This is a genomic window from Bacillus sp. AK031 (assembly GCF_053903065.1).
This window is the reverse complement of sequence record NZ_CP096424.1, coordinates 556619-568668: the sequence shown is the minus strand read 5'-3', so window position 1 is coordinate 568668 and position 12050 is coordinate 556619. Positions and strand designations below refer to the sequence as shown.

Annotated in this window: 11 protein-coding genes; all 11 read right to left on the bottom strand. The window is 44.8% G+C overall.

The window, feature by feature from the left end; genetic code table 11:
* Positions 1 to 19: 19 nt before the first annotated feature.
* The 11 genes from M1E09_RS02610 to M1E09_RS02560 all read right to left on the bottom strand — a co-directional run bounded on the left by M1E09_RS02610 (position 20) and on the right by M1E09_RS02560 (position 12048).
* Positions 20 to 334, bottom strand: a complete 315-nt coding sequence (locus tag M1E09_RS02610; RefSeq protein WP_456273339.1) for a hypothetical protein — start codon at positions 332 to 334, stop codon at positions 20 to 22.
* A 286-nt stretch (positions 335 to 620) separates the two neighbouring features.
* Positions 621 to 3500, bottom strand: coding sequence for an excinuclease ABC subunit UvrA (gene uvrA / locus M1E09_RS02605; RefSeq protein WP_456273338.1), 2880 nt, complete (start codon positions 3498 to 3500; stop codon positions 621 to 623).
* 6 nt (positions 3501 to 3506) lie between these two features.
* Positions 3507 to 5489, bottom strand: a complete 1983-nt coding sequence (gene uvrB, locus M1E09_RS02600; protein WP_456274882.1) for an excinuclease ABC subunit UvrB — start codon at positions 5487 to 5489, stop codon at positions 3507 to 3509.
* A gap of 206 nt (positions 5490 to 5695) precedes the next feature.
* Positions 5696 to 6553, bottom strand: a complete 858-nt coding sequence (locus tag M1E09_RS02595) for an alpha/beta fold hydrolase (RefSeq protein WP_456273337.1) — start codon at positions 6551 to 6553, stop codon at positions 5696 to 5698.
* A complete protein-coding gene (locus M1E09_RS02590; protein ID WP_456274881.1) occupies positions 6504 to 7565 on the bottom strand; it encodes a serine hydrolase domain-containing protein in 1062 nt (353 codons plus the stop codon). Before M1E09_RS02590 ends, M1E09_RS02595 begins: the two co-directional genes overlap by 50 nt.
* 246 nt (positions 7566 to 7811) lie before the next feature.
* The gene (locus M1E09_RS02585; protein WP_456273336.1) at positions 7812 to 8045 is read right to left on the bottom strand and encodes a CsbA family protein; all 234 of its coding nucleotides are present in this window, start codon (positions 8043 to 8045) and stop codon (positions 7812 to 7814) included.
* Positions 8046 to 8108: 63 nt separating this feature from the next.
* Positions 8109 to 8759, bottom strand: a complete 651-nt coding sequence (locus tag M1E09_RS02580; RefSeq protein WP_456273335.1) for an HD domain-containing protein — start codon at positions 8757 to 8759, stop codon at positions 8109 to 8111.
* A 57-nt stretch (positions 8760 to 8816) separates the two neighbouring features.
* The gene (locus M1E09_RS02575) at positions 8817 to 9587 is read right to left on the bottom strand and encodes an alpha/beta fold hydrolase (protein ID WP_456273334.1); all 771 of its coding nucleotides are present in this window, start codon (positions 9585 to 9587) and stop codon (positions 8817 to 8819) included.
* Between the two features lie 134 nt (positions 9588 to 9721).
* Positions 9722 to 10597, bottom strand: a complete 876-nt coding sequence (locus M1E09_RS02570) for a GNAT family N-acetyltransferase (protein ID WP_456273333.1) — start codon at positions 10595 to 10597, stop codon at positions 9722 to 9724.
* Between the two features lie 225 nt (positions 10598 to 10822).
* Complete coding sequence (locus tag M1E09_RS02565) at positions 10823 to 11326, bottom strand: BsuPI-related putative proteinase inhibitor (protein WP_456273332.1); 504 nt, start codon at positions 11324 to 11326, stop codon at positions 10823 to 10825.
* A 362-nt stretch (positions 11327 to 11688) separates the two neighbouring features.
* The gene (locus M1E09_RS02560; protein WP_456273331.1) at positions 11689 to 12048 is read right to left on the bottom strand and encodes a hypothetical protein; all 360 of its coding nucleotides are present in this window, start codon (positions 12046 to 12048) and stop codon (positions 11689 to 11691) included.
* Positions 12049 to 12050 lie beyond the last annotated feature (2 nt).

Below are 12050 nucleotides of genomic sequence, written 5' to 3'. Positions count from 1 at the left end.
CCATGTCACTCCTTCAAAGTTATAAAAGCACTTTAATTCCTTTGTAAACATTCCATAAGACAACACCAAATGAGATCAACAACGAAAATCCAATTGCGATGAAGATGAATATCGGCACACCGCTGCCGACCGATAAGACGCCGGCGTCAAAGAAGATTCCCGCTATGACAAGCGGCAGCGCAATCAGCGGCAGCAAATGGGACAGGAAAGCTGATTTGGCATGCTGCCTGGTGTCGCGGTTATCTGTTAAAAAGTAAACGATAATCGGAAAAATAAACCCTGCAAAAAAGATACTGAAATAACATAGGGATGATAGTAATTTATTAGTCTCCAAGGAAGTCACTCCTCTCTCTGTTAGTAATATTTACGTTATGACTCCTTAAAGGTTTCAAAGTTTTTCTATAAAACCATCATCCCATATCTCCACAAAACTTCCCTCCATCTCCAGGCTGAGAAACCATACGTATCAAGATGTGTTTTTCGACGGAGTGTTCACTCAATGCTTTAACGCTTTAAACCGCTATAAGGGACAGTCCCTCTTCGTGCTTTAAAGCAGTGAAGGATTTGCCATTCCCACAACTAAAAAACAAGCCCCCTTCAGTGGGAGCTTGTTTCTTATGTCACCGGCTGCTGCCGACTTCTTCTTTTTCTTTGATCCGCTTTTCCATTCGCGCTCTGTCACGTTCGAGGACCGGTTTCAGGTATTTACCTGTGTACGACGCAGGCACTTCCGCAACCTTCTCAGGTGTTCCTGTTGCTACTATCGTACCGCCTTTGTCTCCGCCTTCCGGTCCAAGGTCGATGATATAATCCGAGGCTTTGATCACATCGAGATTATGTTCAATGACCAGGACAGAATCTCCGTTTTCAACCAAACGCTGCAGAACGACCAGCAAGCGGGAGATGTCATCCACATGAAGACCGGTTGTCGGTTCATCAAGGATATACAATGAACGACCGGTCGAACGGCGGTGAAGTTCAGAAGCCAGTTTCACACGCTGTGCTTCTCCACCGGAAAGGGTCGTCGCCGGCTGTCCCAGTGTGATGTAGCCAAGACCGACATCTGCGATGGTTTGCAGCTTGCGTTTGATCTTTGGAATATTTTCAAAGAATTGCAGGGCATCTTCAATTGTCATTTCCAATACATCGGAAATATTTTTGCCTTTATACTTCACTTCCAATGTTTCACGGTTGTAACGTTTGCCGTGACAGACTTCACATGGCACATAGACATCCGGAAGAAAGTGCATTTCGATCTTGATGATCCCGTCTCCGCGGCAGGCTTCACAGCGCCCTCCTTTGACATTGAAACTGAATCGGCCTTTTTTGTAGCCGCGTACCTTTGCTTCATTGGTAGTTGCATAGACATCGCGGATATCATCGAATACCCCTGTATAGGTTGCCGGGTTTGATCTCGGTGTTCTCCCGATCGGCGATTGATCGATGTCGATGACTTTTTCGAGATGTTCGACACCTTTGATTTGCTTGTGCTCACCGGGCTTCGATTTTGCTTTGTGAAGCTGCTGGGCAAGTGACTTATGAAGAATTTCGTTAATCAAGGTGCTTTTACCCGACCCTGAAACCCCTGTAATGGATGTGAAGATTCCCAATGGAATTTTCACTTTGACGTTCTGTAAGTTATTTTCCTTTGCTCCGACTATTTCTATAAAACGGCCGTCGTTTTTGCGGCGTTCCACCGGCAGCGGGATGAATTTCTTACCGCCAAGGTATTGTCCGGTTAATGAGTTCGGATCCTCCATTACTTCCTGCGGAGTGCCAGCAGAGACAATTTCTCCGCCATGAATTCCCGCTCCAGGTCCGACATCAATCAGATAATCGGCTGCCAGCATCGTATCCTCATCATGCTCCACGACAATCAGCGTGTTTCCGATATCACGCATGTTCTTCAAAGTCGAAATTAATCGGTCGTTATCGCGCTGATGAAGTCCGATTGAAGGTTCATCAAGAATATAGAGCACTCCCGTTAAACGTGAGCCGATTTGAGTAGCCAGCCTGATGCGCTGGGCTTCTCCTCCGGATAATGTACCGGCCGCCCTGCTCAGTGTCAGGTAATCCAAGCCGACATTGACGAGGAATCCGAGGCGTTCCCGGATTTCACGCAAAATCAGATTGGCAATCTTCATTTCTTTTTCTGTCAATTCCAGCTGGGCAAAGAAAGCATCTGCTTCTTCAATTGAGAATGCTGTAACTTCCCCAATGTGAAGAGCATCTACTTTGACCGCAAGGCTTTCCGGCTTAAGCCTGTGCCCCTTACACTTTGGACACGGCTGCTGCGCCATGTATTTTTCCATCTGCTCCCGGATATAATCTGAGCTGGTCTCTTTATAGCGGCGTTCCACATTTCGGATTACGCCTTCGAATTCAATGTAGTTTTCCCGTACCTGGCCGAAGTCATTTTCATAACGGAAGTAGACTTCTTCCCCTTTCGACCCGTACAACACCTTATCAAGCTGGTGTTTTGGCAGATCCTTGACAGGGACGTCCATATCAATGCCGAAATGATCGCAGACCGCTTTCAACAGCTGCGGATAATACTGCGAACTGGTCGGCTCCCATGGGGCAAGTGCATTTTCATTAAGTGTCTTGTCCCAGATAGGAATAATCAGCTCTTCATCCACTTCCAACTTGGAACCGAGGCCGTCGCAGCTGGGACAGGCACCGAAAGGACTGTTAAAAGAAAACATTCTCGGCTCAAGCTCCCCGATTGAAAAGCCGCATTGCGGACAGGCATGATGCTCACTGAACAAGAGCTCTTCTTCTCCGATCACATCAATGATGACTCTGCCGTCAGCCAGCCTCAAAGCTGATTCAAGTGAATCTGACAGGCGGGCTTCAACACCTTCTTTTACGACGACCCGGTCGATGATCACTTCGATGGAATGCTTTTTATTCTTTTCCAGCTCGATTTCATCACCAAGATCCATGACTTCCCCGTCAACACGCACCCTGACATATCCTTGTTTCTTAATTTCCTCCAATGTCTTGGCATGGGTACCTTTTTTGCCGGAAACGATCGGGGCAAGAACCTGCAGCTTTGTCCGTTCAGGATATTCCATGATTCTATCAACCATCTGCTGGATGGTCTGCGAACTTATTTCAATGCCGTGTATCGGACAGATCGGTCTTCCGACACGGGCGAAAAGCAAACGCAGGTAGTCATAGATTTCCGTCACTGTTCCTACGGTTGAACGAGGATTGCGGCTGGTTGTCTTCTGGTCGATGGAAATGGCCGGTGACAACCCCTCGATTGCGTCCACGTCCGGCTTATCCATTTGGCCGAGGAACTGCCTGGCATAAGCAGACAAAGATTCGACATACCTTCTCTGACCTTCGGCATAAATAGTATCGAAGGCCAAGGAGGACTTACCCGAACCGGACAAGCCTGTCAATACGACAAGCTTATCCCTTGGAATGGTAATATCTATATTTTTCAAGTTATGAGCTCTGGCTCCTTGTACAACAATTTGATCTCTACCCATTACTGGTCATCCTTCCGCTTTTAGCTCTAGAATCGTGTCACGCAGCTGTGCGGCACGTTCGAAGTCCAACGCTCTCGCTGCTTCCTTCATTTCTCCTTCTAAGCTTGCAATAAGCTTTTCTCTCTCTGGTTTTGTGAGCTTTGAAACTTTCTTCTGCTGTCCTTCATATTCTGCCTGGTCTTCAGCAGCGTGTGTTGCACGGATAAGATTGGGAATGCTTTTCTTGATCGTCTGCGGCGTGATTCCGTGCTTTTCGTTATATTCAATCTGGATTTCCCGGCGGCGACTGGTTTCATCAAGCGCTTTTTGCATGGAATCCGTGATTTTATCTGCATACATAATGACGTGTCCGTTGCTATTACGGGCTGCACGTCCAATTGTCTGGATGAGCGAACGTTCCGAACGCAGGAAACCTTCCTTATCTGCATCAAGGATTGTCACAAGCGACACTTCCGGAATATCCAATCCCTCTCTCAGAAGGTTGATTCCGACAAGGACATCATATTTGCCCATCCGCAAATCTCTGATGATTTCAATCCGCTCGAGTGTTTTAATTTCAGAGTGAAGGTATTGGACCTTGATTCCGATTTCCTTCAGATAGGCACTGAGGTCCTCTGACATCTTTTTCGTCAGGGTCGTAACCAGCACCCGCTCGTTCTTCTCGATTCGTTCATTGATTTCTCCGATCAGGTCATCAATCTGCCCTTCAATCGGACGGACATCGATGGTCGGATCAAGGAGACCCGTCGGACGAATGATCTGCTGAATCATTTCCGGACTGTGTTCTTCCTCATAAGGACCCGGTGTTGCCGATACATAAACGAGCTGGTTCACTTTGCCTTCAAATTCTTCAAACCTGAGCGGGCGGTTATCCATCGCTGACGGCAGCCTGAATCCATGGTCAACCAGGACTTTCTTCCGCGCCTGGTCACCGTTGAACATCCCCCTGATTTGAGGGAGGGTAACGTGCGACTCATCGACGACAATCATGAAGTCATCCGGAAAATAGTCGAGCAGTGTATAAGGTGTCGACCCGGCAGGACGGAGCGTCAAATGGCGGGAATAGTTTTCGATTCCCGAGCAGAATCCCATCTCCCTCATCATTTCCAGGTCATAACGGGTGCGCTGCTCAAGGCGCTGCGCCTCCAGCAGTTTATTTTCTTCTCTCATCACTTTGAGCTGTTCTTCCAATTCCTGTTCGATATTTCCAATGGCTATTTTCATTTTTTCTTCACGGGTTACGAAGTGGGATGCCGGGAAAATTGCGACATGATCGCGTTCACCGATGATTTCGCCTGTTAGGGAATCGACTTCCCTGATACGGTCAATTTCATCTCCGAAAAACTCGATTCTCATACAATGTTCATCTCTTGAAGCCGGGAAGATTTCCACTACATCTCCACGGACTCTGAAAGTTCCGCGCTTGAAGTCGATGTCATTGCGTGCATACTGAACATCGACAAGCTTGCGCAGAAGCTGGTTCCGTTCAATTTCCATGCCTACTCTTAGTGAGACAACAAGATCCCTGTATTCCTCAGGAGAACCGAGTCCATAGATGCATGACACACTGGCTATGATGATGACATCTTTCCGTTCAAATAAAGAAGAAGTTGCCGAGTGGCGAAGCTTATCAATCTCATCATTGATACTTGCATCTTTTTCAATAAATGTATCTGTCTGCGGGACATATGCCTCCGGCTGATAATAATCGTAGTAACTGACAAAATACTCTACCGCATTATCCGGAAAAAATTCCTTGAACTCGCTGTAAAGCTGTCCTGCAAGCGTTTTGTTATGGGCGATGACCAAAGTCGGTTTATTCACTTCCTGGATAACGTTCGATACTGTAAACGTTTTTCCGGTTCCTGTAGCCCCTAAAAGGGTCTGATGCCTTTTCCCATCGCGGATTCCCTGAGCAATTTCCTTAATGGCAGCAGGCTGGTCACCTTCCGGCTGGTAATGTGATTTAAGTTGGAATTGATCTTTCACCATCGTACCTCCCGTTCAACTAGACTTATCTATATCATTTTCATAGGATATATACATATTACCCTGCAGATGCTTCCTCTAAAGCCTTCTCTTTTCAATATTCTCATTCTACCACAATCGAGACAGAAATAACCAACAATAAGCGAACAAAAGTTCGTAGTTTTTCATGCCATCGAGCTATAACCATGAAAAATAAAAAAAGACCCTCAGCGGCCTTTTTCAATCTTTCCAAAAAATGAAGACACTTCTTTGTGAAATTGTTCATTCTCTTCTAAAAACGGATAGTGATTGCTGTTTTCAAAAACAGCAAGTTCTGCTAATGGGACTCCTTCTGCAATCTCAATAGAGTATTCCAGCGGACATTGCACATCATGTCTTCCGCACATAACCAGAGTCGGGGCAGAGATCAGTTTCAGTTTTTTCGTTACATCAAAAACCTGCAATTCCCTGTTCATGAAGTTCATCCGGATACCTGAGATCGTTTTATTGGTATTTTTATTGAAATATTGCTCGTATTTTTCCGGTTGATAGAGTGACAGTTTCGTCCTGTTGATGGACAGTTCCTTTCGCTCTTCAGCTGCAAGATCGGGCTGCTTAAGCCTTTCATTATAATCCTGCATTATCTGGAACTGCGGATGCGATTGATGATAGATGCATGATTGAGAAAATGTGTAGAATTCTCTCGCCGCTGCCCCGGCCACGATCAGCCCTGCCAGGTGTCCGGAAAAATAAATTCCATACATGATTCCCAGCATACCGCCAGTAGAGTGTCCGGCAAAAAACCATTTTTCATACCCTGATGCCTCCCGTACCGCTTCCAGGTCAAAAATGGTTTCAAGCAGGCTCAACTGATAATGTTCATGTGCTTTCTCAGAATTTCCTGCTTCCCGCAGATTAACAAGGATGACCTTATGCGTATCAGTAAATTCGTCTGCAAAATAATCGCCTGATCGATTAAAAACCGAATAGTGATGCGTCACACACAGAGGTTCTCCCTCACCTTTTGTAAAAACTTCAAATGTCCCGCGTGCCGTTTGTAAGAGACTCTTTTCCCATACCCCCATCAGATTCTCCCTCCTTTAAACAGTCAGCTGCCAGATTGCTGAATTCCCTTAGATAGTCTAGGTAGCCTTCGCCACCATAGTTGTAACGTTTATTGTACATCTTCACCACGACCGCATGATATTCCGGTATGACCAGAACGGTAGGACCGGTAATCCCGAGAATTTGATAGGAGCCTTTTGGAACACGATCGCCGATTTCACTTTTTTCAGCCGGTTCGCCTTGCACATACCAGAACAATCCATTTTGCGGCAGGGTTTTATCTTCATAGACTGGACTTTGGACAGTCGTTGCTGTTTCTATGACTTCATGCGGTACAATCTGCTGTCCATTTGCTTCGCCACTATTCAAATGAAGATTCCCCCAAAGGGCAAGGTCGCGTGCTGAAACGAACAGGTTGGATTGAGTGCCATCTTGTGTAGTCCCGAGACTCTTGACTGCTTTCTCCTCTGGATCGATGATGACTTCGGCTAGGTTTTCTCCCGGGGATATTTCCCAGCCTGTTTCCGTTAAACCCGCTCTTGTAAAAACTCTTTCTTGTAGCAATTGGGGATAACTTTTTCCATAAAGCCGCTGCAATAGTTCCGTCATCATGATGATGTTGATTCCACGGTATGCCCAGCCTCCTCCAGGAGGAAATTCCCGGAAAGGTGTACCGTCTTCATGTTCATGGAGGCCGTGTGAATGCGTAACAAGATGGCGTATGGTCGTTTTTCCAAGCAGCTCTTTATCAAACTGTGGAAAATAATCCACAGCCTCATCATCCAGACTGTCGATTTTCCCTTCATATAAGGCATAAGACACGGCAAGCCCCAGGTAGCTTTTTCTAGCCGAAGCGATATTGAACCTGGTTTCTCTTGTAGCAGGAGGGGAGCCAGGAGTACTTGATTGACTGCCGCTGTAATGCTCCAGCACTATTTCGTCATCCTTCATGATCACTAACGCAGCTGCCGAGCTGTGATTCAATTTTTTTATCTGTTCCACCCAGGAAACGAGCTTATTGTACATAAGAATCTCTCCTTTTGTGAGATACCTATGTATTCGAGCTTGAAAACCACATTACCTTGTGAATAACTTTGTGTATAACTTGTTAGTTTTGTTAATAAGTTGTGCGTAACTACTAATTATCAGTTGATTAACTGTTAATAAATCAATTTTTATTGAAAATAATGTGTATAAGTTGTATTTATCCACATTTCAGCTGGAGTTATCCACTGTTCCTTCGTGCAAAATAAAAAAGCACCTGATAGGATCAGGGCTTCAGCTGCGATTTCTCGCTTTATTCCTCATTCGATTGCTGTACCAGAAACCGGCTGTCAGTGATGCTGCATCCACAACGATCAGCGCCAAGGTATCCGTGTAGCCTTTATAGACGGAAGCCGCTATCAACGCTACAGTCAAAATCAAGCCGACATAATGATTATAAGTAACTCTTGTAAATAGGACGACGAGCATTCCAGGCAGGAAAATTCCCAATATATATTTCGAAAGCATTCTATTCTCTCCTCAAAAATTCCGTTACCGTTATCTTACCAAAAAAATAGAGGGAAGAGATAGTTATTGGTTCCGATTGTTAAACCCGCTGACTATTTTCTTCGTCATTTCACTCAGCTGTTCATGAGGGATATTCTTTTCAGAAAGCATTTCAGGCAGGATGTCATTGAGGAAGTACTGCACACAGTCCATCTCCCTGAATTTCAAAATGGTCGCCAGTGCCTCTTCATATATTTCCAGAAACAACGGTTCAGGATTTCCCTTCTGAATTTCACCGAAGGACTCATACAGAAGGTCAATTTTATCGGCTACAGAAAGAATCCGCCCTTCAAGCGTCGAATCTTTTCCCTCTTTAAACCGTTCTCTGTAGACTTCCTGGTACACTTGCGGAAACTCCTGATTAATGAATTTGGTGATCATTTCTTCCTCAACCTGATTGAACAGACGACGCAATTCTTCAGAAGCATACTTTACGGGAGTTTTGATGTCACCTGTAAACAGTTCAGCATAGTCATGATTCAACGCCTTCTCATATAAGGCCTTCCAGTTGATGGCATTGCCATTGTGCTCCTCTACCGTCCCAAGAAATTGAGCGATCTTGGTGACTTTAAAAGAGTGGCTGGCAACATTATGGTCCTGATACTTAAATCTTCCCGGACAGCGGACGAGCTTTTCCACATCGGAAAGACTTTTAAAGTAATGATGAATCCCCATTGAATCCTCCTCCCCTGTAATCTGTCTATCTTTTTATTTCGTTCATTATACTCCTTTTCATTCCCTATTCAACATTTTTTTAACATAATAAAAGATTGCTTTGTTAAAGGAGTTGGAAAAAAGGGTCGGAAGCTGGTGTTTCGCTTTTTCAATAATGACCAGCTCATGATTCGGGTGCTCCTTATACAACCGGTACTGGTTATTGATCCAGTCCGATTTCCCGCCGTAGATCAGCAGCAGAGGCACCTTGAGGTCAAGGACCCTGTCTTCACAGTTGTAATAAAGGGACTGCTTATAATAGTGATACCAGATGCTCCGGTTAGCTTTTTCCATGTGTTCATAAAGCTCTTGCTCCGCTTCGGGGGTTTTGGCATGTGTCTTGGATAAAACAGACAGCATGACTTGCGGACGCTCCTTAATGGCCCTCATGCCGAGGAGATGCATCACCTTTAACCGGACTGTCTGGACTTTGGGATATCCCCCGGCAAGGAGGAGGATTTCCACCCTGTCCATGTATTTAAAAGTAAACTCTTGGGCGATGATCCCCCCAGCCGAGTATCCAAGAAGGACACACTTTTCAATATCCAAGTGATCAAGGATCGTTCGCACTTCCTCTACATACGTTGCGATACTGACATAATCCTCTTCATTACAGGAGTCCCCGTGGCCGCTCAAATCGGGAATAATTAAGCGAAACTGTTCCTTCAGTGGATTTTGATAAATAAATGATTTCCTGCCCAAACCAGGCGGATGAATCATCAAAATCGGAGTCCCTTCCCCGTAGTCTTCAAAAAATAGCTCCCTGCCTTCGAAGGTGCATGTCCCCATTCCCATTCTCCTCCTGCCTGAACAATTTACCCTTAGCTTTGGCAGAAGCCAGCAAGAACATACAAGCGCTTCACCACTTTAAAGCACTACAAGGGACAGTCCCTCTTCGCACTTTAAAGTATTAAAGCGTGCTATCATGCTTGTGAGGTGATGGGATGCTTGAACTCAGATGGCAGTTCCAGCCCTTTTGCCGGTTTTACGAACAGGACTTCATCTCCATGAAAGAGTTTCGTTTTCGAGCCTTCACCGTTGCTGTCATTAGTGAAATGGAAGAAGACTTTTTTAGTTCCCTCTGGAGCTATCTGTGCCATGAGCTTTTCAACATCAACTGCTTTAGGGCTGACGATATCAAACACATGCAGCTCTACGCCTTCCATTTTCATAAGGATGATGATACCTTCTTGCTGCAAGTAATAAATATCCTGCGGGAAAACATAGAGACAATAAAACATGAACAGTTCAGCTGTATCTACAGTGCTGAATTTCTGAGAAACCGGCACTCTGTTCTCGGCAAGCCGGCGGATCAGCTTCCGGTCGCCCAGACTGCCCGCATCCAGCTTGGCCAATCCAGCTTTTGAGCCCTGGGGCGTCACCTTCATGATCCCTTGGTATTCTTGTACAGGGAGAAAGCCGAACTTAGGATAGAAATCAAGCACAGTGTTGTTGGCAAAAAGATAGAAAAGGTCCACCTGTTGATAATCATGCAGCACCTTTTCCATAAGAAGGGCAGACAACCCTTTCTTGCGGTACTCGGGGTGCGTCATGACCGTCCCAATCTGAATGGCCCGTTTTCTTTGGCCGTGTACCAGCAAATCGATTTTACTCACCGAAACGTTCGCGATAACCTTATCTCCATCCAGAAGAGAATAAGGTTGATATTTATCCGTCCAAAACCCCTTTTCATACCATTCTTCAAAACTGATTCCGAATGTTTGCGCAGCCAGTTCGTTAAAGCTGCTACGAAATTTGCCATTATCTCTGTAATCCTTGATGAATTGATAACCTTGCATACCTTATCTCCCCGTTCCTGCCAAATTATTATCCTGATAAAAGATTCTCTCTCTAAGCCTTTAATACCTGCTTGCACACTGTGTATTCAGATTGAACATAGGAATTATTGCTGAATACTTAATATAACCAATCGCTTTAGTACGTTAACGTATCAGGGGACTGTCCCCCAGTGCTTTAAAGCATTAAAAAGCGGGCACCTTATGGGAACCCGCTGCTCAACATACTTAGTTCAGTTTCATTGACACCTTGGCTTTTTCTCCGCCTTTAGGGGTCAGCCATACTTCCAGTGTATCTCCTTTGCCTTTCGCTTCAGGGGGCAGCTCGAATGTATAGGACAGTTCTTCTCCCTGAGCGAGTGTTTCTTCCCCTAATACCTGCATGAATGCAGCGGTGCTGGAAAACAGGTATATGGTTTCACCTGCATTCTTCACTGCATAGTCATAGCGCTGGGAACTTGTGAATTCGAAGGTCACTTCTTTTTCTGTCTGATTTTTTACCGTATAGACAAATCGGCCGTCCTCTGTCTTGGTAAGAGATGGGGCTATCTCACCTGCGACAATTCCTTGTCCTTTATCCTCTTCTTCGACTTCTCCGCCATTATCACCTTGTGAACCATTTGTTACTTCCTCCATACCTGACTCCTCCCCCTGCTCAACGCCCAGGCCGCATGCTGCAGTCATCCCGGCAGTTAAAAAGACTATTATTAACACGAAAAATCGCTTAATCATGCTTCACACTCCTTTCTCATAATGAATCCTCTCTTATAGAAGTGGACGTTACTATTTGGATAAAGTTACACTTTTTTCTAAAATAGACTGAATGCCCATCGGATAACCTAATCTGCATTATTAATTTATGCTCCAGGTGGTCGACTCCGCAGGGAAGTTGAACATCCTAAAGGGGAAGGAATCATCCAATGGGGCCAACCCTAGGATACATTCCATTGGGATGTACCCTAGGCGATTATTATGGATAATATTTAGGGAGCTCAAACGCCTAACTTAAAGAGCGAAATAGGATATACAAAGAGATTCCCTTCCTATTATATTAAGAAGAGAACCAATTTATAGAACTATTAGGAAAGTAAACACTAGTTAAATAGAGAGCATATATCATCTGGTAAAACATATTGCTGAAACTGAAATAAAGTAAGGACAAAAGGCACTTCCTCTTTAACCGTGTTAATTTCTCCTTCCAAGAATTTATTTAGAAGATGGTCAATCGAGTTAATTATCTCCGCCTTCTTGAAATATTCAATATCATTGCTGCAATGCATTGCACTATTAATGATCTCTTCTTTTGCTATTGTCATGAACTTAATGAAAGATGATAGAAAGGATTCATACTCACATTCAGAAAAAGAATAGAGCAGTTCTTTATTCCTCATATATAAAGGATAACTATCGTCGATTGGGTGAAGAAATTCTTGATAAATACCTTTTGTTCCCATTA